Source organism: Alphaproteobacteria bacterium (assembly GCA_041396705.1).
In the GTDB taxonomy this organism is placed as follows: Bacteria; Pseudomonadota; Alphaproteobacteria; order CALKHQ01; family CALKHQ01; genus CALKHQ01.
The window spans coordinates 37,393-61,523 of sequence record JAWKYB010000011.1; the positions used below are offsets into that span (position 1 = coordinate 37,393).

Annotated in this window: 20 protein-coding genes; 17 read left to right on the forward strand and 3 right to left on the reverse strand. The window is 71.3% G+C overall.

Going from position 1 to position 24,131, the window contains the following annotated elements; genetic code table 11:
• Positions 1-184: 184 nt before the first annotated feature.
• From R3F55_16150 to R3F55_16185, 8 genes are all read left to right on the forward strand, one after another.
• Positions 185-1,270, forward strand: coding sequence for a mannonate dehydratase (locus R3F55_16150; GenBank protein MEZ5668938.1), 1,086 nt, complete (start codon positions 185-187; stop codon positions 1,268-1,270).
• A gap of 66 nt (positions 1,271-1,336) precedes the next feature.
• A complete protein-coding gene (locus tag R3F55_16155) occupies positions 1,337-2,554 on the forward strand; it encodes an ABC transporter substrate-binding protein (protein ID MEZ5668939.1) in 1,218 nt (405 codons plus the stop codon).
• Between the two features lie 54 nt (positions 2,555-2,608).
• Positions 2,609-3,466: a sugar ABC transporter permease gene (locus R3F55_16160; GenBank protein ID MEZ5668940.1), complete on the forward strand. Its 858-nt coding sequence runs from the start codon at positions 2,609-2,611 to the stop codon at positions 3,464-3,466.
• Positions 3,463-4,314: a carbohydrate ABC transporter permease gene (locus tag R3F55_16165; GenBank protein MEZ5668941.1), complete on the forward strand. Its 852-nt coding sequence runs from the start codon at positions 3,463-3,465 to the stop codon at positions 4,312-4,314. The genes R3F55_16160 and R3F55_16165 overlap by 4 nt, the downstream gene beginning before the upstream one ends.
• A gap of 10 nt (positions 4,315-4,324) precedes the next feature.
• Entirely contained in the window at positions 4,325-5,140 is an 816-nt protein-coding gene (locus R3F55_16170) for an aldo/keto reductase (GenBank protein ID MEZ5668942.1), read from the forward strand.
• A gap of 30 nt (positions 5,141-5,170) precedes the next feature.
• Complete coding sequence (locus R3F55_16175) at positions 5,171-5,914, forward strand: ribonuclease activity regulator RraA (protein MEZ5668943.1); 744 nt, start codon at positions 5,171-5,173, stop codon at positions 5,912-5,914.
• Positions 5,915-6,059: 145 nt separating this feature from the next.
• On the forward strand, positions 6,060-7,379 hold the full coding sequence (locus R3F55_16180; GenBank protein ID MEZ5668944.1) for an NAD(P)/FAD-dependent oxidoreductase: 1,320 nt from the start codon (positions 6,060-6,062) through the stop codon (positions 7,377-7,379).
• A gap of 110 nt (positions 7,380-7,489) precedes the next feature.
• Positions 7,490-7,915, forward strand: coding sequence for a hypothetical protein (locus R3F55_16185; protein ID MEZ5668945.1), 426 nt, complete (start codon positions 7,490-7,492; stop codon positions 7,913-7,915).
• A 3-nt stretch (positions 7,916-7,918) separates the two neighbouring features.
• On the opposite strand, the gene R3F55_16190 is transcribed toward R3F55_16185, so the two are convergent.
• On the reverse strand, positions 7,919-8,833 hold the full coding sequence (locus tag R3F55_16190; protein ID MEZ5668946.1) for a LysR family transcriptional regulator: 915 nt from the start codon (positions 8,831-8,833) through the stop codon (positions 7,919-7,921).
• A 189-nt stretch (positions 8,834-9,022) separates the two neighbouring features.
• On the opposite strand from R3F55_16190, the gene R3F55_16195 reads away from it, so the two are divergent.
• The 4 genes from R3F55_16195 to R3F55_16210 all read left to right on the forward strand — a co-directional run bounded on the left by R3F55_16195 (position 9,023) and on the right by R3F55_16210 (position 13,068).
• Positions 9,023-9,856 carry a 3-hydroxybutyrate dehydrogenase gene (locus tag R3F55_16195; protein MEZ5668947.1) on the forward strand — a complete coding sequence of 278 codons (834 nt, stop codon included), beginning with the start codon at positions 9,023-9,025 and terminating at the stop codon, positions 9,854-9,856.
• Positions 9,857-9,883: 27 nt separating this feature from the next.
• Entirely contained in the window at positions 9,884-11,047 is a 1,164-nt protein-coding gene (locus R3F55_16200) for a patatin-like phospholipase family protein (protein ID MEZ5668948.1), read from the forward strand.
• A 210-nt stretch (positions 11,048-11,257) separates the two neighbouring features.
• Complete coding sequence (locus R3F55_16205; GenBank protein MEZ5668949.1) at positions 11,258-11,752, forward strand: cupin domain-containing protein; 495 nt, start codon at positions 11,258-11,260, stop codon at positions 11,750-11,752.
• A 107-nt stretch (positions 11,753-11,859) separates the two neighbouring features.
• A complete protein-coding gene (locus R3F55_16210) occupies positions 11,860-13,068 on the forward strand; it encodes an MFS transporter (GenBank protein MEZ5668950.1) in 1,209 nt (402 codons plus the stop codon).
• Positions 13,069-13,092: 24 nt separating this feature from the next.
• On the opposite strand, the gene R3F55_16215 is transcribed toward R3F55_16210, so the two are convergent.
• Both R3F55_16215 and R3F55_16220 read right to left on the reverse strand, forming a co-directional pair.
• Complete coding sequence (locus R3F55_16215) at positions 13,093-15,273, reverse strand: glycoside hydrolase family 31 protein (GenBank protein MEZ5668951.1); 2,181 nt, start codon at positions 15,271-15,273, stop codon at positions 13,093-13,095.
• A 108-nt stretch (positions 15,274-15,381) separates the two neighbouring features.
• Positions 15,382-16,629 (reverse strand): threonine synthase, encoded by a 1,248-nt coding sequence (locus R3F55_16220; GenBank protein ID MEZ5668952.1) that lies wholly within the window; start codon positions 16,627-16,629, stop codon positions 15,382-15,384.
• A 183-nt stretch (positions 16,630-16,812) separates the two neighbouring features.
• Here R3F55_16220 and R3F55_16225 point away from each other — a divergent pair, with 183 nt between their 5' ends.
• From R3F55_16225 to R3F55_16245, 5 genes are all read left to right on the forward strand, one after another.
• Positions 16,813-19,287, forward strand: a complete 2,475-nt coding sequence (locus tag R3F55_16225) for a hypothetical protein (GenBank protein MEZ5668953.1) — start codon at positions 16,813-16,815, stop codon at positions 19,285-19,287.
• A complete protein-coding gene (locus R3F55_16230; GenBank protein ID MEZ5668954.1) occupies positions 19,284-20,480 on the forward strand; it encodes a hypothetical protein in 1,197 nt (398 codons plus the stop codon). Before R3F55_16225 ends, R3F55_16230 begins: the two co-directional genes overlap by 4 nt.
• 193 nt (positions 20,481-20,673) lie before the next feature.
• Positions 20,674-21,981: an ABC transporter substrate-binding protein gene (locus R3F55_16235; GenBank protein MEZ5668955.1), complete on the forward strand. Its 1,308-nt coding sequence runs from the start codon at positions 20,674-20,676 to the stop codon at positions 21,979-21,981.
• A gap of 105 nt (positions 21,982-22,086) precedes the next feature.
• Positions 22,087-23,073, forward strand: coding sequence for a sugar ABC transporter permease (locus R3F55_16240; GenBank protein MEZ5668956.1), 987 nt, complete (start codon positions 22,087-22,089; stop codon positions 23,071-23,073).
• 3 nt (positions 23,074-23,076) lie between these two features.
• Positions 23,077-24,129 (forward strand): carbohydrate ABC transporter permease, encoded by a 1,053-nt coding sequence (locus R3F55_16245; GenBank protein ID MEZ5668957.1) that lies wholly within the window; start codon positions 23,077-23,079, stop codon positions 24,127-24,129.
• Positions 24,130-24,131: the final 2 nt, after the last annotated feature.

Below are 24,131 nucleotides of genomic sequence, written 5' to 3' on the forward strand. Positions count from 1 at the left end.
CGACCGCCGCCGCCGCATCGCCGCGGCGGCCGCGTCGGCGCGCGCGGTCGTTGACAGCCCTTCCGCAACGCAGGCATAGTTAACACCAGAACAACAACTGTTCATATATGAACTGATCGGGAGGAGCCCGGCGCGTCCGGGTGCATGGCGGGTGAGAGTCGGGCTCACGCTTTCCGGCAGGAACTTGAACGAGGCCGGCGCAAGGTTCGCGCGCCAGCTCGGCGTCGAGGACGTCGTCATCCATCTCACCGACTACGGCCGCGATGCCGACAATGCCGACTATCTGGCCGGACGGGCGGTGGGCCCGGTCAACGGCAGCTGCATCGGCGCCGAGGCCTGGACCGGCGACCGGCTGGCCGGCGTGGTATCGATGCTGGCGGCGCACGGGCTGAAGGTGGCGGCGATGGAAAACATCGCACCGCACCTGTGGTCCGACATCCTGCTCGACGGCCCGCGCAAGCACGAACAGATGGAGGGGCTCAAGCAGCTGGTCCGCGATGCCGGGCAGGTCGGCATTCCGGTCATCGGCTACTACTTCTCGCTGGCCGGCGTCTGGGGCTGGCAGCGGCGGCCGGTCGCGCGCGGCGGCGCGACAACTGTGGCCTTCGTCCAGGACGAGGTCGACGTCGACAGCCCGATCCCCGACGGCATGGTGTTCAACATGCGCTATCGCCCGGCGCAACCCGGTGCCGCGCCGATCGCGGTCGACGCCGAGACCCTGTGGGCGCGGCTCGGCTGGTTCCTGCGGGAACTGGTGCCCGTGGCCGAGGCGGCCGGGGTGCGGCTGGCAGCCCATCCAGACGATCCGCCGGTGGCGATGCTGCGCGGCACCGCCCGGCTGGTCGACGCACACGAGAAATACGACCGGCTGCTGGCGCTGGCGCCGAGCCGCGCCAACGCGCTGGAGTTCTGCGTCGGCACGCTGTCGGAGATGCGCGCGGGCGACATCTACGCCACCACCCGCCGCTTCGCCCGTGCCGGCGCCATCGCCTACATCCACTTCCGCAACGTGCGCGGACGGGTGCCGCACGATGTCGAGGCGTTCGTCGACGACGGCGACACCGACATGGCCGAGATCGTGCGCATCCTGGCGGAGGAGAACTACGACGGGGTGCTGGTGCCCGATCATGTGCCGGAGATGGACTGCCCGGCCCCCTGGCACGCCGGCCACGCCTACACCGTCGGCTACATGAAGGCGCTGGTCGCTGCCGCGCAGCGCGGGCGGCGCACCGCGCCGACGCAACCGGATATCGCCGCGGCGGCGCGGTGATGGCACGCCCGGCCGGCCGGCCGGGCCACGAAGCGGCGGCGACGTCGCAAAACGGAGGAAACGATGATGGGCTCGAAGAGACTCGGTTGGCTGGCCGTCACCGCCTCGGCGTTGGCGCTGTCGGCCGGCATGGCGCAGGCCGGCGAGGTGACGTGGTGGGTGCCGAACTGGAACGAGGCGCGGGCGACCGACCTCGTCGCCCAGTTCCAGGCGGCGCACCCGGACATCACGGTCAACATGGAGATCACCACCAGCGACGGGCTGCCGCAGCGGGTGCTCACGGCGCTGCAGTCCGGCTCGCCGCCGGACATCATCGACGTGCAGCACGGCTGGGTGAACGGCTATGCCCAGAACGGGCTGGTCATCGGCATGGATGACGTGGTGCAGGACCGCGACGACTATGTCCCGGCCGCGCTCAACTACGTCACCTGGGACGGCAAGCTGTGGGCGATCCCCTACCGGATCGAGACCCATGCGGTGATCTACAACCGCGGCGACTTCGCGGCGGCCGGGCTCGACCCCGACAATCCGCCGCAGACCTGGGACGAGCTGGTGGCGGCGGCGAGCGCGCTGACCCACGACGGCAAGTCGGGTTTCGCCATCACCGGCGGCGGCGAGGTCGGCAACACCCTGTTCCGCTCGATGCCGTTCATCTGGATGAACGGCGGCTCGATCATCTCCGACGACGGCACCCGGGCGACCGTGAACGAGCCGGCGGCGGTGGAGGCGGTGACCTTCTACACCGACTTCTTCGCCAAGGGCCTGTCGCCGGCCTCGACGCTGGAGAACGACGGCACCGCCAACCGGCGCCTGTTCATCGCCGACGCGGTGTCGATGTACCAGTCGGGCCAGTTCGACATCAATTCGATCCGCAACGAGAACCCGAACATCGACATCGGCGTGATGATGATCCCGCACCCGGAGGGCAAGGACACCGCGGCCATCCTGGGCGGCTGGAGCTTCATCATCCCGACCGACGCGCCGAACCCGGACGACGCCAAGGTGCTGGTGCAGTGGCTGGCCGAGTCCGAGAACATGGGCACGCTGACCGACACCTTCCCGGCACGCGTCTCGGCGATGAGCATGCCGCGCTTCGACGACCCGATCCTGGGCGTGTTCAAGCAGATGCTGCCCTACGGGCGGCCGGTGCCGGCGCACAAGAACTGGGTGCAGATCGTGCAGGCCTATTTCGACGGCATCCAGCGCATCCTGCTCGGCGACGAGGACCCGCAGACCGCGATGGACGGCGCGGCGGAAGAGATCCAGGCGCTGCTGGACCAGTAGGGCCACCGGCCCCGGCGGCGCGCGCCGCCGGGGCCGCGCGCCGGACCCTCCGCAATGCGGCAATCGACCGGGCTGCTGTTCGTGCTGCCGGCGCTGCTGGTGCTGGCAATGCTGATCGCCTATCCGATCGCCTACACCGGCCTGCTCAGCGTCACCGACAACCAGGGCGAATTCGTCGGCGTGAAGAACTTCGCCACCGTGCTGGACGCGCGCGCCACGCCGCAGGCGTTCTGGAACACGCTGTACTGGGTCGGCGGCTCGATCGTGCTGCAGGTGGTGCTGGGCACGGCGACCGCGATCCTGCTGAACGAGAAGTTCGCCGGCCGCGCGGTGGTGCGGACGATCGCGGTGATCCCGTGGGTGATCCCCGGCATCGTCGCCGCCACCACCTTCGCCTGGATGTTCCACACCGAGTTCGGAATCATCAACTACATGCTGACCGGACCCGGCGTGATCGACCAGCCGGTCGGCTGGCTGACCACCGGCGACACGGTGATGCCGGTGCTGATCGCGATCAACGTCTGGAAGCTGTTCCCGTTCGTCGCGATCATGGTGCTGGCCGGGCTGCAGTCGATCCCCAGCGTGCTCTACGAGGCGGCCCGGATCGACGGCGCCAACTTCTGGGACGAAGTGCGCCACGTCATGCTGCCGTCGGTGCGGCCGGTGATCGTCGCGGTGTCGCTGCTGCTGGTGATCTGGGCGCTGAACTCGATCACCATCATATACGCGATCACCAAGGGCGGGCCGGCGAACAAGACGCTGATCACCCCGATCCAGATCTTCCGGCTGGCGTTCGAGAGCGTGCAGTTCAACCAGGCCGCGGCGCTGTCGCTGATCTTCTTCGCCGTGGTGATCGTGATCGTGTTCTTCTACATCAAGACGCTGGCGTCCGGCACCGGGGAGCTGCGGTGAACACCCGTGCGCAGCGGCTGAAGCGGCCCGGCCTGCCGACGCCGGTGATCGTGGTCGGCGCGATCCTGCTGCTGCTGGTCTGCCTGTTCCCGTTCTGGTGGATGAGCCTGTCGTCGATCAAGACGCTGCGCGAGCTCTACACCGTGCCGCCGATCTGGTGGCCGGACATGCCGACCTGGGAGAACTACGAGAAGGTCCTCTTCGAATCCAACGTGCCGCGCTATTTCCTCAACAGCGTGGTGATCTCGGTCGGCTCCACCGGGCTCGCGCTGATCCTCGCCGTGTTCGCGTCCTATGGCTTCGCCCGCTTCAATTTCAAGGGCAAGCCGCTGCTGCAGGCCTGCGTGCTGATCGGCCAGCTGCTGCCCACCGCGGCGATCATCGTGCCGCTGTTCATCACGCTGCGCGTGCTGGGCCTGGTCAACACCTACTGGGGACTGATCCTGGTCTACATGATCATCACCCTGCCGCTGTCGGTGTGGATGCTGACCAGCTATTTCAAGGCGATCCCGGCCGAGCTGGAGGAAGCCGCGATCATCGACGGCGCCAGCCGCATGGGCGTGCTGTTCCGCATCACCCTGCCGCTGTCGATCCCGGGCGTGGTCGCGGTCGTGGTCTATGCCTTCGTCACCACCTGGAACGAGTTCATCTTCGCGCTGTGCTTCGCCACCGACAGCTCGGTGAAGACACTGCCGATCGGGCTGGCCGAATTCTCCACCGAGTTCAACACCGACTGGGGCGCGGTGATGGCGGCCTCGCTGGTGATGACCCTGCCGATCGCACTCCTGTTCCTGGCGATGCAGCGCCTGTTCATCGGCGGGCTGACCGCTGGCGCGACCAAGGGCTGAGGAACACGCCATGGCCTATGCATCCCCCATTCCCCAGCTCGGCCTCGGCACCTTCGGCCGCACCGGCGACACTGGGGTCGCGGCGCTGGAGACGGCGATCGCGATCGGCTACCGCCATATCGACACCGCCCAGAGCTATGGCAGCGAGGGGCCGGTGGGCGAGGCGATCCGCCGGTCGGGCCTGCCGCGCGACGCCTTCTTCGTCACCACCAAGGTGGCCGACACCAACCTGGCCCGCGCCGATTTCATGCCCAGCGTCGAGCGCAGCCTGGAGACGCTGGGCATCGGCCCGGTCGACCTGCTGCTGATCCACTGGCCATCGAAGAACGACGCGGTGCCGTTCGCCCACTACATCGAGGCGCTGGCCGACGCCCGCCAGCGCGGCCACGCCCGGCTGATCGGCGTCTCCAACTTCCCGATCGCCGACCTGGAGCGGACCCGCGCGCTGCTCGGCCCCGACGCGATCGCCACCGACCAGGTCGAGATCCACATCTACCACCAGGCCCCGCGCCTGCGCGATCACGCGCGGGCGCACGGGCTCACGCTCACCGCCTACCAGCCGCTGGTGAAGGGCCAGGCGGAGCGCGAGCCGGCGCTGGCGCCGATCGCCGCCCGCCACGGGGTCGCGCCGGCGGCGGTGGCGCTGGCCTTCCTGATGGCGGAGGGCCACGCCGTGATCCCGGCCTCGGCCAATGCCGCACATCTGCGCGCCAATTTCGCCGCGACCGCGGTCCGGCTTTCGCCTGACGAGATCGACACCATCCGCGGGCTCGACCGCGGCGACCGCCGCATCAATCCGGAGAAATCGCCGGCCTGGGACGATTGAGCCCGCCGGCCGCACAGAACGAGGGTCATCGTGCAGACTGAGATTGCAGACATCGCCCGCCCCGACCGGGCCCTGTGCGAGGCCCTGGCCCGGATCGGCAGCGCCACCGCCAGCAGCGAGCTGAACCGGCTCGGCATCCGCAACCCGCACATGCAGGGCCCGGCCTCGCTCCGCCCCGGCAAGGCGGTGGCCGGCCCGGCGCTGACGCTGCAGTTCATGCCCAAGCGCGAAGACCTTTTCGCCGGCGCCGAATACGACAACCCGGAGCTGCAGCTGCACCGCCACGTGATGTTCCCGGCCCAGGCCGGCGACATGATCGTGGTCGACGCGCGCGGCGACATGACCAGCGGCATCTTCGGCGAGATGATGCTGACTTTCTTCGCCGGGCGCGGCGGCGCCGGCGTGGTGGTCGACGGCTGCATCCGCGATTCGGCGGAGGCGAAGAAGCTGGACCTCGGCATCTGGGTGCGCGGCGCCACGCCGAACTACCACGCCCAGACCGGCATCATCCCATTCGCGGTCAACGTGCCGGTCGCGTGCGGCAACGTGCTGGTGATGCCCGGCGACATCGTGGTCGCCGACGACGACGGTGCGGTGGTGGTGCCGGTGGCGTTGGCGCCGCAGCTGATCGAGCGCGGCAGCGCGCATGCCGAGTGGGAGGAATTCTCCCGGCTCAGGCTGTCGCAGGGCGGCGACCTGCGCCGCTATTACCCGCTGGCCGACGAGGCGCAGGACGAATACCGCGCCTGGCGCGACGCACAGCCGAAGGGCTAGACCGCCCGCGGGCCCAAGGCATGCCGCGGGCCTATCGGCGCGATAGCCAGCCGGCATTGGGCAGCGGCGCCGGCCGGCATCAGATTGCCTCCATGCCATGCCGCCGCGCAGACCCGTGCAGCGGCCGATGCCGGAGGATCCGCCGATGCCGCAAGCCGCCATGTCCCGGTCCGCGCGGCCGCGCATCGTCGTGGTCGGCGCCGGCTTCGGCGGGCTGGCCGCGGTGCAGGGGCTGCGTCGCGCCGCAGCCGAGATCACGTTGATCGACCGCCGAAACTACCACCTGTTCCAGCCGCTGCTCTACCAGGTCGCGACCGCCGCGCTGTCGCCGGCCGATATTGCCTGGCCGATCCGCGCCATCCTGCGCGACCAGCGCAACGTCTCGGTCGAGCTCGGCCGCGTCACCGCGGTCGACCGCACGGCACGGGCGGTGGTGGTCGATGGCCGCCGCCGCGTGCCTTACGACATCCTCGTGCTCGCCACCGGCGCCCGCCACGCCTATTTCGGCCACCCGGAATGGGAGGCGGCGGCGCCTGGCCTGAAGAAGATCGACGACGCCACCCTGATCCGCCAGCGCGTGTTGACCGCCTTCGAGCGGGCCGAAACCGCGACCGATCCGGCCGAGCGCGCCAGGTTGCTGACCTTCGTCGTGGTCGGCGGCGGGCCGACCGGGGTGGAGATGGCCGGCGCGATCGCCGAACTGGCGCGCAAGGCGCTGGCGGCGGATTTCCGCAGCATCGACCCCGGCGCAAGCCGCGTGCTGCTGGTCGAGGCCGGCCAGCGGCTGCTGGCGACCTTTCCCGAGGCGCTGTCGCAGCGGGCAGAGGACGCGCTGCGCGCGCTGGGCGTCGATCTGTGTTTCGGCGCCCCGGTCGAGGCCTGCGACGCCGACGGCGTGGTGGTGGCCGGCACCCGCATCGTCGCCCGTACCGTCGTCTGGGCGGCCGGTGTCATGGCCTCGCCGGCGGCTCGCTGGCTGGGTGCCGACTGCGACCGCGCCGGCCGCGTCCGCGTGGCGCCGGACCTGACGGTGCCGGGCGCGCCGGAGATCTTCGTCATCGGCGATACCGCGGCGGTGGCCGGCGCCGACGGGCGGCCTGTTCCCGGCATCGCGCCGGCGGCCAAGCAGATGGGCCGATACGTCGCCCGTACCGTCGCCGCCCGGCTCGGCGGCGCGGCGGCGGCGGGCCCGTTCCGCTACCGCCACGCCGGCAGCATGGCCACCATCGGCCGCAAGGCGGCGGTGGCGGATTTCGGACGGGTCCGCCTGTCCGGCTTCCCGGCCTGGATGCTGTGGGCGCTGGCCCACGTCTATTTCCTGATCGGCTGGCGCAACCGCTTCGTGGTCAGCTTGAACTGGGCCTGGAACTACGTCACCTTCCAGCGCGGCGCACGGCTGATCACCGGCGAGACGGAAACGGAGGCGGCAGAGGCGGCGCTCGAAGGAACGCGGCCGGCGGCTTGAATCCACCACCTTGCCGCGCCGTCGCCGAACCGGCGCCACGATCGCTGCCCACCTGCCGCTGCAGTATGCGGACACGGTCGCGAACGGCGCGGCGGTTGGAGGGGACGGAGATGCGGAATGCGGGCATTGCGGCGGGCCTGATCGTCGGCCTCGGGGCCGGCGCCGCCCAGGCGATGATGCCGCCCGAGGTCTATGAGCAGGCGCGAGCCAGCGCGCCCCTGCACCTGGTCGTCGAGATCGTGGCGGTCGAGCCGGCCGACGCGGCGATCGGCACCTGCAGCATCGATGCCGTCGTGGTGGAGACGCTGCGCGACGCCACCGGATCGGTCGATGCGGGCGACCCGGTCTCGTTCGCGGTCGACTGCCTGCGTGCGGATGCGGACCCGAACATGATTCCGGACTGCGTCATCTTCCAGAACGTCGAGGCGCTGCTGGCGGGCGTGCAGATGGACGTCTATCTCGACACCGACCTCTTCGGCTACAGCCTGGTGCTGGGCCAGGCCCGCATCGTCGCGCCGGGCGGGACCGGCGCCTGACCCTCAACCGGCCGCGGCCAGCGGGATCGCGCCGGTCGGGCAGCCGTTGGCGCGCCAGGCCATGGCGCTGCGCACCAGTGCGCCCACTGCGGGCGAATGCGGCCGGCCGCGGACCGTGACCACCTGGATCGTGCGCACGAACTCGGGCTCGATCAGCGGCCGGGCCAGGATGCCGTTGGTCGGGATCGCGCCCTCCGGCGTCGAGCCGATGCCGAGCCCGGCCAGGATCATCGCCGCAACCCAGTCGTCGCGCTCGCTGCGATAGCGGATGTCGACCGCGACGCCCTGCTGCTCGAGACAGCGGCTGATGTGCTCGCCGAACTCGCAGTTGGAACGGCTGATATAGGGCTCGCCGTTGAGGTCGGCCGCCTTGACCGCATTCTGCTTCTCGAAGCGGTGGCCCGGCGCGAAGGTGATCATGAACTGCTCCTCGAACAGCGGCAGGCCGTGCAGCCGTTCGTCGAGCGCGTCGGGCAGAGCGAGGATCGCCACCTCCAGCTCGCCGTCGAGCAGCGCCTGGGCCAGCGCCTGGCCCTTGCCGTCGCGCAGCGTCAGGTCGACGTCGGGGTTGCGGGCGCGGAAGCCGCCGATCAGCGGCAGCAGCCGCATCGGCCCGATGGTGCACATCAGCCCCAGCTTCAGCGAGCGGCGCTGCACCTGGCGCAGCGACCGCGCCTCGTTCTTCGCGGTCTCGATGCCGGCCATCACCTGCTGCAGATAGGGCTGCATCATCCGGCCCAGTTCGGTCAGCCGCGTGTTGCGCCGCTCGCGCAGGAACAGCGCCCCGCCCAGTTCGTCCTCCAGCAGCTTGATCGCCCGGGTCAGCGAAGGCTGCGACACGTTGCAGTTCTCAGCGGCGCGCGTGAAGTTCAACGTGTCGCACAGGGCGACGAAATAGCGGACCTGCTGGATCTCCATCCCTGCCCTCGCAATAGCCCCAGGCTATCGACGTCCGACCCTCTCGGCATTTCCGCCGCGGGCGGCCCCGCACCATCCTTTGTCCATCCCCCGATGGCACGACCTCGCCGCGTAGGGGCAGCCGAACGCTAGCACGCGCCGCAGTGCGTCGCCATCGACGCCGCGGTACAGCACAAAGGAAACCGCGCCATGCCCGACAGCCTCGCCGTCTCTCCCGCCGCCGGCCACACCGCTGCGCGGCCGCTGGCCGGCCGGGTCGCCGTCGTCACCGGCTCGACCAGCGGCATCGGGCTGGGCATCGCCCGGGCGTTGGCCGCGGCCGGTGCCGACGTGGTGCTCAACGGCCTCGGCGAGCGCGGCGAGATCGACGCGATCGCAGCCGGCCTCGCCGCCGACCATGGCGTCGCCGTCGCCTATGACGACGCCAACATGGCCGACCCGGCGGCGGTGGCCGCCATGGTCGGCCGCACGGTCGCGCGGCTCGGGCGCATCGACATCCTGGTCAACAACGCCGGCATCCAGTTCGTCGCCCCGATCGCCGACTTCCCGCCGGAGAAGTGGGACGCGATCGTCGCCATCAACATGTCGGCTGCGTTCCACGCCATCCGCGCCGCGCTGCCGCACATGGCCGCGCAGGGCTGGGGCCGCATCGTCAACGTCGCCTCCGCCCACGGCCTGGTCGGCTCGCCGTTCAAGTCGGCCTATGTCACCGCCAAGCACGGCATCGTCGGCCTGACCAAGGTGACCGCGCTGGAGGCGGCGGAGAGCGGGATCACCTGCAACGCGATCTGCCCGGGCTATGTCTGGACGCCGCTGGTCGAGAAGCAGATCGCCGACCAGGCCAAGGCCCATGCCATCTCGCGCGACGAGGTCATCCGCACCGTCCTGCTGGCCCAGCAGGCCCGCAAGGCCTTCGTCACGGTCGAGGAGCTGGGCGGTTTGACCGTGTTCCTGTGCAGCGAGGATGCCCGGTCGATCACCGGCGTCGCCCTGCCGGTCGACGGCGGCTGGACCGCCCACTGAACCCCAAAGCCAGGGAGGAGCCAGGCCATGCACGACCACAGCAGCCCCATGCCGACGATGGCGCGGGCCGGCATTGCCGGCCGGGTCGCCGCCGATGCCGCCGCCGCCGGCTTCGCTCCGCGCCGCGCGAGCGGCCGCGACGCCAAGGCCGGCCCGGCGCCGGCCGATGCCGCCGACGCCGGCACGCGCACCGTCAACCTCGCCCTGCAGGGCGGCGGCGCCCACGGCGCCTTCGCCTGGGGCGTGCTCGATCGCCTGCTGGACGAGGAGCGGGTGGCGTTCGAGGGCGTCAGCGCGACCAGCGCCGGCGCGATGAACGCCGCCGTCCTCGCCTACGGCCTGGCCGAGGGCGGACGCGAGGGCGCCCAGCGCGCGTTGGCCGCGTTCTGGCGGCGGGTCGCCCACGCCGGGATCATGAGCCCGCTGCAGCCGACCTGGATCGACCGGCTGACCCACAACCACGCCATGGACACCTCGCCGGCCTTCATTCTGTTCGACATGATGACCCGGCTGCTCTCGCCCTATCAGTTCAACCCGATGAACCTGAACCCGCTGCGCGACGTGCTCGACCAGTCGGTCGACTTCGCCGTGGTCCGCGCCAAGTCGCCGATCAAGCTGTTCCTCAGCGCCACCAACGTGCGCAGCGGCAAGATCCGGGTGTTCAAGGACCAGGAGGTCACCGCCGACGCGGTGATGGCCTCGGCCTGCCTGCCGTTCCTGTTCCGCGCGGTCGAGATCGACGGCGAGGCCTATTGGGACGGCGGCTACATGGGCAACCCGGCGATCTATCCGCTGATCTACAACTGCCAGTCGCCCGACGTGGTGCTGGTCCACATCAACCCGATCGAGCGCGACGACGTGCCGACCACCGCGGCAGCGATCCTCAACCGCATCAACGAGATCTCGTTCAACTCCTCGCTGATCCGCGAGATGCGGGCGATCGCCTTCGTCACCCGGCTGATCGACGAGGGCAAGGTGTCCGACGGCGACATGCGCCGGGTGCTGGTGCACAGCATCGAGGCTCGCGATTTCATGAGCGGACTCAGTGTCGCCTCGAAGCTCAACGCCGATTGGGAGTTCCTGACCCACCTGCGCGACATCGGGCGCGAGCAGGCGGAGGCCTGGCTGGCCTCGCACTGGGGCGACCTCGGCCGCAAGTCGACCATCTCGATCCAGGACCGCTATCTCTGACTCCGACCCGCCATCCCCTGTCGTCTCCTGTCACCTGCCTCCGGGCCGTCCCTGCGACGGCCCGTTTTTTTTGGCCGCGGGGCGGGCGGCATAACCGGCGGCTATGGAAATCCAGCCGAGCCGGCATTTCAGTCCGGGCCGCGGATTGCCGATCTTTGCTGCAGGCGAGGGCCGCGGTGGCCGTCGCACCCAGCAAGGGAAGACCGATCCATGACCCCGAACTCCGACGCACGCACCGGATATCGCCGCGGCCTGGCCGTCGCTGTTGCGGCCGTCGCGCTTGCCGTCTCCGCCGGCACCGCCATTGCCGGCAGCTGCCCGGCCGGCCAGGCGGGCGAGAACCTGATCAGCAGCGGGCCGAACGCGCCGGTCGGCGTGACCGACGAGGTGATCGGCCAGATCGACGTGTCCGCGCAGATCCCGGAAATCCCCGGCCACCTGCTGCGCACCCGTATGCTGGTGGTGCAGCCCGGCGGCGTGGTGCCGTTCCACAGCCACGCGATGCGGCCGGCCCTGATCTACATGCTGGAGGGCGAGATGAGCGAGTTCTCCAGCACCTGCATCGTGCCGATCGTGCACCGGGCCGGCGAGATCGCCGAGGAGACGGTCGGCGTCGCCCACTGGTGGCAGAACACCGGCTCGGTGCCGGCGAGGCTGCTGTCGTCCGACATCGTGCCGAGCCCCGACGACGCCTCGATGATGTGAGCCCGACCGGGCGCCGCGGCCCGCAGTGCCGCCCTGGCCCCGGCAACGGCGGCGGGGCGGAGCGGGCCCGACGCCCGGCCCCTTTGCCCGAAGGAGCGGACGCGACCATGTCCCACACCGGCGACGCCATGGCGATGCATGCCGAGGCCGGTCGCGGCGGCGCCACTGCGCGCCTGCTGCGTACCGTCGTTATCGGCCTGACCGCCTTCCTGACTTTCGTCGACCTGTTCGCCACCCAGGCGATCCTGCCGTCGCTGGTCGACCACTACCGCGTCAGCCCGGCGGCGATGGGCTTCGCGGTCAACGCCTGCACCATCGGCATGGCGCTGGCCGGATTGCTGATCGCGTTCGTCGGGCGGCGGATCAACCGGCGGCGCGGCATCTGGATCAGCCTCGCCCTGCTGTCGATCCCGACCACGCTGCTGTCGGTGGCGCCGGACCTGACCGTATTCGCCGGCCTGCGCATCGTGCAGGGCGTGTTCATGGCCTCGGCCTTCGCGCTGACCATGGCCTATCTGGCCGAGCGCTCGACCCCGCGCGAGGCAGCCGGCGCGCTGGCCGCGGCGATCACCGGCAACGTCGCCAGCAACCTATTCGGGCGGCTGCTCTCCGCCGCCGCGGCCGACCATTTCGGTCTGGCCGCCAACTTCTTCGTCTTCGCCGGGCTCAACCTGGCCGGGGCCGCGCTGGTGTTCTTCGGGCTCAGCCGCTGCACCCCGATGGCGGCCGGCCGGATGTCCGGCGCCTCGCCGATCCGGGTCTGGCTCGACCATCTGCGCAACCCGGTGCTGGCCCGGGTGCTGGCGCTGGGCTTCATCGTGCTGTTCGCGTTCATCGGCACCTTCACCTATGTCAACTTCGTGCTGGCGCGCGCGCCGATCGGGCTGAGCCCGATGCTGCTCGGGCTGGTCTACCTGGTGTTCATCCCGTCGATCCTCACAACGCCGGTGGCCGCCCGCGTCGCCGGCCGCCTCGGCGCCCGGCCGACGCTGTGGGCGTCGTTCGCCGTGGCTGCGGTCGGCCTGCCGCTGCTGCTGCTGCCCAGCCTGGTGCCGGTGCTGGCCGGGCTGGTGCTGGTCGGCGTCGGCACCTTCTTCGCCCAGGCGACCGCGACCGGGCTGGTCGGCCGCGCCGCGATGCGCGACGCCGGCGCCGCCAGCGGCATGTACATCGCCAGCTACTACCTCGGCGGCATGGTCGGCAGCCTGGTGCTGGGCCAGGTGTTCGACGGTCTCGGCTGGGCCGCCTGCATCGCCGGCATCGCGCTCAGCTTCGCCGTCGCCGCAGTGCTGATCCGCGGCATCCGGCTGGCCTGAGCCGGCGGCTCAGACGCCGCCCGCTCAGGCGCCGAACGCGACGACGCGGCCGCCGTCCGCGCCGACCGGTCGGCCGTCCTCGAGGCGGAGGTCGGTTCCGGCCGCGCAGGGCTGGAACCGCGGTTGGCCGTAGAGGCGCACCTCGTCGACACGTGGCCGGCCGGCGAGGGCGCCGGTGTGCTGCACCTCCGGCCCCAGCGCCAGCACCGCGCCGTCGCGGACGAACACGGGCAGGGTATCGAGCGGCACGGTCGCCTCATGCAGCCGGCCGCCGTCGACCGCCGCGCCGGTCCGGAAATCGCGCCAGCGGCCCTGCGGCAGGTAGCCCCGCATCCGGCCGTCCGGCGACGTGACCGGCATCACCAGCAGGTCGGGGCCGCACAGGAACTGCAGGTCGAACGGCCAGGCCAGCGGCTGGTCGGGGAAGGCCAGCGCCATCGCCCGCATCACCGGCAGCCCGGTGCGGCGGGCGTCCTCGACCGCGCCGCGCAGATAGGGGATCAGCCGGTAGCGCAGGCGGCAGAAGGCGCGCACGATGTCGCCGGCCTCGCCGGGAATCAGGTGCGGCTCGCGCGGGCCGATGCCGTGGAAGCGCATGTGGCTGGCGAACACCGCCGCCTGGGTCCAGCGCACCTGCAGGGCCGGCTCCGGGTCGCCGCCGTAGAAGCCGCCGATGTCGGTGGCATAGCAGGCGCCGCCGCTCATGCCCCAGCTCAGCCCGCCGCGGATCGACGCGGCCAGCCCCTCCCAGTCGGCCTGCGGGTCGCCGCCCCACTGGATCGGATAGCGCTGGCTGCCGGCCCAGCCGGCCCGGCCGAACACCATCGCGTCGTCGGTCCCGCGCGCCGCCACCGTCGCCTCGTGGACGCAGCGGTTGTAGAGCAGGGCATAGACGTTGTGCAGGCGGCGGCCGTCGTCGCCGTTCGCCGCCCGCATCCGGTCCTCGACCTGCTCGCCGAAGTCGGACTTGATCACGTCGGCGCCGGCGGCGAACAGGGCCGCGTGGCGGTCGCGCCAGTCGGCAAAGGCGTCCGGGTGGGTGAAGTCGACCAGGCCGGAGACCGGCAGCTGGGTCAGCACCTTGCCGAACGGCTCGGACGAGAAGGCGTATTCGGCGGTGCGGCCGTCGGCGTCGACCAGCAGCCAGCCGTTGCCGGCCAGCTCGTCGAACAGCGCATTGGCGGTCGAGACCAGCGGGTATTCCCACAGGCACAGCCGGAAGCCGAGGTCGTGCACCGCGGCGCACACCGCCGCCGGGTCGTCGAAGCGCGCCGGGTCCCATTCGAAGGCGAAGCGGGTCGGCGTGTCCTGCCAGGCGCGGCCGTCGAGGTTGATCACGTCGGCCGGCACCTGAGCCGCGCGAAGGCCGCGGGCGACCTCCAGCATCTCCGCCGGCGTGCGGTAATAGGCCCGGCTGACCCAGATGCCGAAGCTCCACTCCGGCAGCGGCTGCATGCGGCCGGTCAGCGCGGTATAGCGTGCCAGGATTGCGGCGCCGTCGCGGCCGGCGATCAGGAACAGGTCGAGCCGCGGCTCGCGCACCTGCAGCACGTAGGACCGGTGCGACCAGGGCGCATAGCCGACGCCGTGCACCACGTCGGCCGGGGTATGGACGAACAGGCCCCAGCCGTCCGGGCTCCAGGCGAAGGGCGTGTTCTTGTAGGATTTCTCGGCATTGACGCCGAGCGCGTCCTCGTTGCGGCTGACCACGAGCTGGCCGCGCCGGTTCAGCGGCCCCCATTTCTCGCCAAGGCCGTAGACCGCGGTGTCGCTGGCCAGCGCGAAGGCCAGCACCCAGCCGTCGTCGGTGCGGCTCAGCGCCGGCAGGCGATAGCGCCGCGCGAAGTGGCCGTCGTCGGCGCTGGCCAGCACCGGCGCGCCGTCGCGGGCCAGAGCCAGCCGGCCGCTGTCGCGCGCGACCGTCAGCGCGGCGTCGCCCGCCGCCACCGTCCAGCCGTCGGCGCCGGCGGCAATGCGGCTTGCTCCCGGCTCGGCCTCGGCGACCAGGATGGCGTAGTCGGGCAGCGGTGCTGCCGCCTCGATGGTCAGGCGGACGATCCCCGGCGCGAAGCCGCGAACGGTCATCGGGCCGAACGCGGTCGCGACCGTCAGAGCGCCGTCGTCGTCGATCCGGCCGTCGCCGAGCGCCGGCGCCGGCATCGCGCCCCAGTCCGGAATCGCCGGCAGGAACGGGTCGCTACTCATCGCCGTTGCCTGGCCCGGATGGAGCGCTGCGCAATCCGGGTCGAGATGGCCAAGGCCGCACCGATCGTTCCCGGAGTCCGCAGCGCTCCATCCGGGTTACGGCGCCTCTCAGCGAAATTGCGCATAGTCGACCGGCCGGTGGCGGTCGAGCGGCTTGCCGGCGGCCGGCATCGGGTACTTCAGCCCGCTGGCGCAGTTGAACAGCACCACCCGCTCGTCCGCCCTGGCCCGGCCGTCGGCCAGCGCGGCCTTGTAGGCGGCGTAGGTCGCAGCGCCTTCCGGGCACAGCAGGAAGCCCTCGCGCTCGGCCATCTCGGCCCGCGCCGCCAGGATCGCGTCGTCATCGACGGCGATGGCGAAACCGCCGGACTGGCGGACCGCGCGCAGGATCAGGAAGTCGCCCACCGCCTGCGGCACCCGGATGCCCATGGCGACCGTGTGCGCGTCTTCCCAGCGCGGCGCGTGCTCGTCCCCGGCCTGCCACGCCCTGACCATCGGCGCGCAGCCGGTGGCCTGCACCGCCACCATCTTCGGCCGCTGCGGCCCGATGAAGCCGATCCGCTCCAGCTCGTCGAACGCCTTCCACATGCCGATCAGCCCGGTGCCGCCGCCGGTCGGATAGTAGATCGCGTCCGGCACCTGCCAGCCGAGCTGCTCGGCCAGCTCCAGCCCCATCGTCTTCTTGCCCTCGATCCGGTAGGGCTCCTTGAGCGTCGAGGCGTCGAACCAGCCCACCGCCTCCTTGCCGGCGCCGACGATCTTGCCGCAGTCGTCGATCAGGCCGTTGACCCGATAGACGTCGGCGCCCTGCAGGGCCATCTCGGAGATGTTGGTCTCCGGCGTATCGGCCGGGCAGAAGATCGTCGCCCTGATGCCGGCCCGGCTGCAATAGGCCGACAGCGCCGCGCCGGCGTTGCCGTTGGTCGGCATCGCCATGTGGCCGACGCCCAGCTCGCGCGCCATCGACACCGCCATCACCAGGCCGCGTGCCTTGAACGACCCGGTCGGCAGCCGGCCCTCGTCCTTGACCAGGATCTCGCCGCGCACGCCGAGGTCGCGGGCCAGCGCCGGCATCGGCACCAGCGGCGTCACCGCCTCGCCGAGCGAGACGATGCTGGCGGTGCGGCGCACCGGCAGCAGTTCGCGCCAGCGCCACAGGTCGGCCGGCCGCGCCGCCAGCGCCTGCTTGCTCAGCGCCGCCCTGACGCCGTCGAGGTCGTAGCGGACCAGCAGCGGCTTGCCGGCGCGGGACAGGCCGTGCAGCCGGTCGGCCTCGTAGCGTTCGCCGGTCATCGCGCATTCCAGGTGGGTGGCGAAGGTCGGCCGGTCTTCGGTGAGATTGAGATCGTCGCGCATGGCCGGTTTTTAGCGTGCCGGGCCGGGCACCGCCAGCGGCGCTTCAGCGGCGCCTTGCGGCGGCGCCGCGGCCGGGTGCAAACAGACGCGTTGCATCCGCATCGATCGAGCCGGAGCCATGCCGCCCGCATCCGCCGCCGCCGAACTGGTCAGTCCGCTCGCCGCCGGCGGCATCGTCGACCTGTGGCGCTCTCGCCGGTCGCCGCGGCCCGGTTCGACGTGGCCGACGAGGCCATGGCCGGCATCATGGACGCGGGCTTCTTCCTGACCGGCCACCGCAACTATGTGCCGCACGAATATCCATGCCGCCGCGCCTATGCCGCGCGCTTCCGCGACCGCCGGCCCGACCGGGTGCCCGGCTTCGTGCAGGCGGCGGGCGCGGCCGGCTGGTGGCTGCACCCCGGCGCCGACCGGGTCGACCTGTCCGGCTTCTGGCACCGGCCCACAGCGGTGGAGGCGCGGGCGTGCAGCGGGCTGCGCCTTGCCGAACCGGCAAGCCTGCGGCTAAGGCTGGCCACCTGCGGCGCGGCGATGCTGTGGGTCGACGGCGCGGAGGCCGCCTGGCTGGCACCCTGCACCCGCAACCTCGACGCGGGGGTCGACGCCACGGTGGACCTCGCGGCCGGCGACCACGCGATCGAGGTCTGGTTCGCCGACCTGTGCGAGCGCGACACCCGCTGGTGGTTCCAGCTCGCGGTTTGCGACGGCGGCGACTTCCGGGTGGTGGTGCCGCTGCCGGTGGACCAGGCGCGCGCGGCCGGCCTGCTCGAGGCCATGGCCGGGCTGCGGTTCGAGCGCGCCGCGTTCGACGCGGAACCGGTGGCGCTCAGCATCGCGCGGCCGCTGCGGCATGCGGTCGACATGACGGTGACGGTCGAGCCCCGCTTCCTGCATAGCGAAGGTGCGGCGGGGGCCGCCACCGTCCCGGCCGGGACCGCGCGGCTGCCTGTCGGCGCGGCCGCGTCGTTGCCGGCGGATTTCCGCGACTACACGGTGACGCTGGCCGACGGCCCGTTCGCGCTGTCGCGGCGGCTCGGCGTCGAGGTCGCCCACGCCGGCCGGCCGGCGGCGGCCGGCCTCGCCGCACGGATCGACGAGGTGCTGGCGCATGCCGGCGCCGCGGCGGAACCGGGGCCGGAGACCGCGCTGGCGCAGCTCGCCTGCGGCCGCGCCGGGCCGCATGCCGACGCCATCCTCGCCGCGACCCTGCCGCCGATCGACGACTGCTGGGACTGCGCCGATTTCCTGCTGGTGCCGCTGCTGTGGGCGCGCATCCGCCACGGCGACGCCATCGGTGCGCGGGTCAGGGAACAAATCGACCGCGCGGTCCTCGGCTTCCGCTACTGGCTCGACGAGCCCGGCAACGACGTGATGTGGTTTTTCAGCGAGAACCACGCGCTGCTGTTCCACGCTTGCGCCTATCTCGCCGGCGGCCTGCTCGCCGATGCGACCTTCGCCCGCTCCGGCCGCTGTGGACGGGACCAACAAGCGGTCGGCCGCGCGCGCCTCGTCGGCTGGTTCGACAATTTCGAGGCGTGCGGCATGGCTGAGTGGAACGCAGCGCCATACATCCCGATCGACCTGTTGGGCCTGGCGGCGCTGTTCGCGCTGGCGCCTGACCCCGAGATCCGTGCTCGCGCCGGCCGCGCGATCCTGCGGCTGGTCGAGTGGACGGCGCTGGCGAGCTACCAAGGCCTGACCGTCGCCTCGCAGGGCCGCAGCTACGAGCACAGCCTGCGCGGACCGCGCAGCGACGAGCTTTCCGGCCTCGCCCGGCTGCTGTGGGGCCGCGGCCGTCTCGGCGCCCAGCACCGCGCGCTGCCGCTGCTGGCGCTGGCGCTGCGCGACCACGGCCTCGTCCTGCCCGCGGCGCTGGCGCGGATCGCGCTTTGGGACGACCCGCGCGAACTCGAATGGACCCACGCCCAGGGCGAGCACCGGCTGGCCGCGCTGTACCACTGCAAGGCACGCCACTGGGCGATGGGCAGCGTCGCCGCCTACCGGCCCGGCGGCTGGGGCTATCAGGAAACGGTGCTGCAGGCTCGCATCGGCGACCATCCGGACGCCCAGATCTGGATCAACCATCCCGGCGAGCGCCTGGTCGGCGGGTTCGGGCGGCCGTCCTACTGGGCGGGCAACGCCACGCTGCCGCGCGTCCACCAGTATCGCGCGCTCGGCGTGCTGCGCTTCGACGGCCATCCCGAGACGCCGGACTTCACCCACGCCCATGTCGCAGAAGCCGCCTATGACGCGGTGGTCGACCGCGGCCGCCGCCTGCTGCTGCGCGCCGGCGACGGGCTGGCCCTGCTGCAGGCGGGCCGGCCGCTGCGCCGGATCGACCGCGGGCCGACCGCCGGCATCGAGGCGCGGCAGGAGGGACGGCGCGGCGACTGGCTGGTGCGCCTGTCCGACCTGGCGACGGAGGGGTCGCTGGAGGCGTTCGACCGCCGCATGGCCGGGCTGGACCTTCGCGACGGCGGCGACGGCGCCATCCGGGTCGACGATCCCGTCTACGGCCCGGTGGTCATGGCCGCGGACGGCACGGTCGGCGCGGAGGGCCGCACGCTCGACCCGGCGACCTGGACGCTTGCCGGCCGTGCGCGGCTGTCCGACGGCACTGACCTTGTCCTGCCGTCGCAGCAGGGGGATCGGCCATGACGATTTCGGATCTGCCGCCGGCCAACGACGACGAGGCAAAGGTGCCGGCCTACACGCCGCACGACCTCGGGCTCGACGGCACCGCGGCGACGCTGGCCCTGCGGCAGCGGGACTGGCGTGCGATCTTTGCCGAACATGTCTACGGCGCGATCCCCCCGCCGCCCGATGCCGTGGAGATTGCCCGCACCCGGGTCGCGGACGAGGGCTACGACCGCTTGCGGCTCACGCTGCGCTGCGGTCCGCGCGTGCACGTGGTGGACGCGGCACTGTGGCTGCCGCCGGACGCGCTCGGGCCGGTGCCGCTGGTCGTCGGCCTCGGCTTCATCGGCCCGGCCGGCGTGCTGTTCGGCGACAGCTTCCCGCTCGATCCCGACGCCGCGGTCGAATCGCCGCCGGAGCGCGGGCTGGTCGACCGCCGCCTGGCGCCGCAGGTGCGCGGCATTCACGCGGCGCGCTGGCCGCTGCCGCCGATCCTGGGTGCCGGCTGCGGCCTGCTGCTCAGCTGCTACGGTTCCTGGACGCCGGACTGCCCCCGCCGCTGGCAGCAGCGCGGCGCCTGGCCGCTGATGGCGCCGGCGGCTGGCGAGGGGCAGCCGGGCGCGCTGTCGCTGTGGGCGTGGGCGTTCCGCCGCCTGGTCGACGTCGCCGGGCGGCTCGCGGAGGTCGATCCCGGCCGAATCGCGGTGGCGGGCCATTCCCGCCTCGGCAAGGCGGCGCTGTGGGCCGCCGCCACCGACGAACGCATCGCCGCTGCGTTCGCCAACAATGCCGGCTGCCTTGGCCCGGCGCTGTCCTGCCGCGGTTTCGGCGAGACGCCGCGGCACCTCGCCGCCCAGTTCCCGCACTGGGTGGCGCCGCGGCTGGCCGCGACCGTCCGCGACGGCGGCGTCCCGCCCGTCGACCAGCACGCGCTGCTGGCCGCGATCGCCCCGCGCCGCGTCAATCTCGCCTCCGCTTCGCTCGACTGGTGGGCCGACCCGCGCGGCGAGTACGAAGGGCTGCGGGCGGCGCTGCCGGCCTGGGGCGACGCGGCCGCGCTGCCGACCTGGGATGCGGTCGCCGCACCCGGCAGCGCGGTCGCGGCCGGCGCGGTCGCCTGGCACCTGCGTCCGGGCGGCCACGACCTGACCCCGTGGGACTGGCGCCATTTCCTCGGCTGCCTCGCCGCGGCGGAAGCCCCGGTCGCAGGCTGACCGCGCCGGACCCGTCCGCACGTTGCCCCGGTCGCGGGCCGGTGCGGTGCGGCGCTCGAAAGAAATTGGCCGGTGCGATTGACGGCGCGAAGCGGCGACTGTCACACTGCCGCGGCATGCCGACACACCGTGTGCGAAGGCCAGCGCCTGCGGATCGGCCTGTCATTGCGCAAGAAAACCTAGGGAGGAGGCCATGGCTAGGAGACAGTTGGCGCTGTTGGGCGCCGCCGCGCTGGTCGTCGGGTTCGCAGCACCGGCGCTGGCACAGACCGAGCTCAGGATCACCTGGTACAACGACGGCAACGAGGGCGAGGTCATGCGCGACCTGCTCGACCGCTTCGAAGCCGCCAATCCGGACATCAAGGTGACGCTGGACACCGTCGCCTACCAGGCGATCCTGGAAAGCCTGCCGGTCCAGCTCGCCGCCGGCGAAGGGCCCGACATGGCCCGGGTGACCGACCTTGGCGGGCTCTCCGCCCACTACATGGACCTGACGCCGCATATCGCCGACGCGGCCTATTGGGAGGCCAATTTCGGGCCGTTCCTGAAGTGGCTGCGCCAGCCCGGCGACACCAGCTCGATCAACGGCTTCATGACCCAGCTCACGGTCACCGGCCCTTATGTCAACAAGACCCTGTTCGAGCAGGCCGGCGTCGCCTTGCCGGGCGACGGCGCCACCTGGGACGACTGGGCCGCGGCGGTCAACCAGGTCGCCAGCGCGCTGGAGATCCCGATCCCGCTGGCAATGGACCGTTCCGGCCACCGCTTCGCCGGCCCGGCGATCTCGATGGGCTGGGGCGTCGGCATCATGGGCAGCGACTTCTCGGCCGGGCCGGAGGCCTGGGCGCCGGTGGTCGACGACGGCTTCAAGGCGATGGCGCAGCGCGTCTACGACTGGCACCAGGACGGCACCATGTCGAACGAGCTGTGGGGCTCGGTCTCCGGCTCGACCTATCGCGGCGCCAACGAGGAGTTCGCCAACGCCCAGGTGGTGATGTACATGTCCGGCTCGTGGCAGATCGGGCAGTTCACCGACACCATCGGCGACGCGTTCGACTGGTGGGCGGTGCCGAACCCGTGCGGCCCGGCCGCCTGCACCGGCATGCCCGGCGGCGCCGCGCTGGTCGCGCTGAAGACCAGCCAGTACCCGGCAGAGGTCGGCCGGCTGATGGACTTCCTCACCCAGCAGGATGTGCTGAACGAGTTCTACGGCCGCACCCTGTTCGTCCCCGGCCACATCGGCCTGTCGCAGGCCGGCGTCGACTTCCAGACCGACAACGCGCTGGCCAAGCACGCGCTTGAGGTGTTCGCCTCCCAGGTCGGCGTGATTGCGCCGACCGCCTTCGACCTGCAGGGCTTCGTCTACAACCGCATCGTCTTCAACGCGGTGATCAGCCGGCTCGGCCAGGCCATCGTCGGCGAGATGTCGATGGACGAGGCCTATCAGCGGATCGAAGAGGATGTGAAGCAGCAGATCGGCGAGCGCCTGCGCGAGCAGTAGGCGCCCGGTCCCTGACGCGCAGCCCGGCACCGTCCGGGCTGCGCGGCGGGCCGCCAGTCGATGGCCGAGACCGGCACCAAGCAGCAGTCCCGCACGCTGGGCGCAATGGCCGGCGCCGCGTTTGCCGTGCCCTATGTGCTGCTGATGCGGCTGCTGGAGCCGCCGATGGCGGCGGTGCAGCGGCTGCTCGGCCTCAAGGGCATGCCCTATCTGTTCCTGCTGCCCAACCTGCTGTTCTTCGGCACCTTCGTGGTGGTGCCGCTGGTCATCAACTTCGGCTACTCGGTCACCGGCGGGCCGGAACTGTTCCTGTCGCAGCGGCCCTATGTCGGCAGCGAGCAGTACGACTATCTCTTCGCCTGCGGCGACTTCCTCGACGTCTCCACCTGCCGGGCCGACACCTTCTGGCGCGGCGTGTTCAACACCGCGCTGTTCGTGGTGCTGCAGGTCGGCTTCCTGGTCGGCTTCTCGCTGCTTACCGCCCTGGTGCTGAACAAGGCGATCCCGGCGCGCGGCTTCTTCCGCTCGGTGTTCTTCTATCCGGTGCTGCTGTCGCCGGTGGTGGTGGCGCTGATCTGGAAATGGATCCTGCAGCGCGAAGGCCTGCTCAACGCGGTGATCACCTGGCTGGGCGGCGAGAAGGTGCTGTTCTTCGTCGACCCCGACTGGGCGATGTTCTGGGCGATCTTCGTGTCGATCTGGGCCCACATGGGCTTTTACACCCTGATCCTGCTGGCCGGGCTGCAGGCGATCCCGAAGGACCTGTACGAGGCGGCGGAGATGGACGGCACGCCGCGGCCGCGCGCCTTCTGGCGGATCACCATGCCGCTGCTGTGGCCGAACATGATCGTCGTGATCGTGCTGGCGCTGATCCGCGCAGTGCAGATCTTCGACGAGGTCTATGTGCTGACCGGCGGCGGGCCCGGCACCTCGACCCAGTTCCTGGTCCAGTACATCTACAACCAGGGCTTCGCCAGCAGCGTGCAGAATTTCGGCCTGGCCTCGGCCGCCTCGGTGGTGCTGGGCGGCGTGCTGCTGGTGTTGACGCTGCTGCAGCTCTATTTCGCGCAGCGGCGCGAGGCGCGGCGCTAGGCCATGGGCACGGTGGCGCGGTTCCTGACCCGGCGGCGCGACCCCGGCCGTGTGCACTGGACCGACGTGCTGGCCTGGATCTATCTCGGCTTCGGCGTCGTGCTGATGTTCGGGCCGGTGCTGTGGCTGGTGCTGAGCTCGTTCAAGACCCAGGCCGGGCTGCAGGAGTTCCCGCCGACGCTGCTGCCGCTGTCGCAGATCGAGACGCCGGTGCCGGGCTACGACGACCCGCTGCCGCTGTTCGACGTGGCGATGGAGGACGGCTCGGTGCGCCAGCTGGCGCAGGTTCGCCGCGTCGGCATCATGGCGCAGATGGTCGATCCGGCCTTTCCCGACGAGCGGATCCAGGTCAACATCAACACGCTCACCCCGGTGCGCGAGATGGGGCTGGCGGTGGAGAACTACACCAAGCCCTTGGACCAGTTCAATTTCTGGCGCTACCTGAAGAATTCGGTGATCGTCACGGTCGCCGCCACCATCCTGACGCTGATCATCAACTCGATGGCCGCCTTCGGGCTGTCGATCTACGAGTTCAGGGGCCGCGGCTTCGCGCTCGCCTTCGTCATCGGCACGCTGATGATCCCGATCACGGTGATCCTGGTGCCGGTCTACCTGACCGTGACCGAGCTCGGCCTGGTCAACAGCCTGTGGGGGGTGATCATCCCCGGCGCGGCCACGCCGACCGGGGTTTTCCTGCTGCGCCAGTACATGCTGACCATCCCGCGCGAGCTGATCGAATCCGCGCGCATGGACAAGGCCTCGGAGTGGCGGATCTACTGGCGCATCGTCATGCCGCTGTCGCTGCCGGCGCTGGCCGTGCTCGCCATCTTCTCGGTGATGTGGCGCTGGAACGACTTCCTGTGGCCGCTGATCGTGCTGACCAAGTCGGAGAACTACACCCTGCAGGTCGGGCTCAACGCGTTCCAGGGCGAGCTGCAGGTGCAGTGGCACTACATCCTGGCGATGACCGTGGTGACGCTGCTGCCGGTGACGCTGGTGTTCGCCTTCCTGCAGCGTTTCATCACCACCGGCATCGCCAACACGGGGATGAAATGACG

Excerpts from the sequence above, each read along its gene's own strand:
- R3F55_16155 (MEZ5668939.1), top strand. The coding sequence starts at position 1,337 with ATGGGCTCGAAGAGACTCGGTTGGCTGGCCGTCACCGCCTCGGCGTTG.
- R3F55_16160 (MEZ5668940.1), top strand. The coding sequence starts at position 2,609 with ATGCGGCAATCGACCGGGCTGCTGTTCGTGCTGCCGGCGCTGCTGGTG.
- R3F55_16170 (MEZ5668942.1), top strand. The coding sequence starts at position 4,325 with ATGGCCTATGCATCCCCCATTCCCCAGCTCGGCCTCGGCACCTTCGGC.
- R3F55_16180 (MEZ5668944.1), top strand. The coding sequence starts at position 6,060 with ATGCCGCAAGCCGCCATGTCCCGGTCCGCGCGGCCGCGCATCGTCGTG.
- R3F55_16185 (MEZ5668945.1), top strand. The coding sequence starts at position 7,490 with ATGCGGAATGCGGGCATTGCGGCGGGCCTGATCGTCGGCCTCGGGGCC.
- R3F55_16190 (MEZ5668946.1), bottom strand. The coding sequence starts at position 8,833 with ATGGAGATCCAGCAGGTCCGCTATTTCGTCGCCCTGTGCGACACGTTG.
- R3F55_16195 (MEZ5668947.1), top strand. The coding sequence starts at position 9,023 with ATGCCCGACAGCCTCGCCGTCTCTCCCGCCGCCGGCCACACCGCTGCG.
- R3F55_16200 (MEZ5668948.1), top strand. The coding sequence starts at position 9,884 with ATGCACGACCACAGCAGCCCCATGCCGACGATGGCGCGGGCCGGCATT.
- R3F55_16205 (MEZ5668949.1), top strand. The coding sequence starts at position 11,258 with ATGACCCCGAACTCCGACGCACGCACCGGATATCGCCGCGGCCTGGCC.
- R3F55_16210 (MEZ5668950.1), top strand. The coding sequence starts at position 11,860 with ATGTCCCACACCGGCGACGCCATGGCGATGCATGCCGAGGCCGGTCGC.
- R3F55_16215 (MEZ5668951.1), bottom strand. The coding sequence starts at position 15,273 with ATGAGTAGCGACCCGTTCCTGCCGGCGATTCCGGACTGGGGCGCGATG.
- R3F55_16220 (MEZ5668952.1), bottom strand. The coding sequence starts at position 16,629 with ATGCGCGACGATCTCAATCTCACCGAAGACCGGCCGACCTTCGCCACC.
- R3F55_16230 (MEZ5668954.1), top strand. The coding sequence starts at position 19,284 with ATGACGATTTCGGATCTGCCGCCGGCCAACGACGACGAGGCAAAGGTG.
- R3F55_16235 (MEZ5668955.1), top strand. The coding sequence starts at position 20,674 with ATGGCTAGGAGACAGTTGGCGCTGTTGGGCGCCGCCGCGCTGGTCGTC.
- R3F55_16240 (MEZ5668956.1), top strand. The coding sequence starts at position 22,087 with ATGGCCGGCGCCGCGTTTGCCGTGCCCTATGTGCTGCTGATGCGGCTG.
- R3F55_16245 (MEZ5668957.1), top strand. The coding sequence starts at position 23,077 with ATGGGCACGGTGGCGCGGTTCCTGACCCGGCGGCGCGACCCCGGCCGT.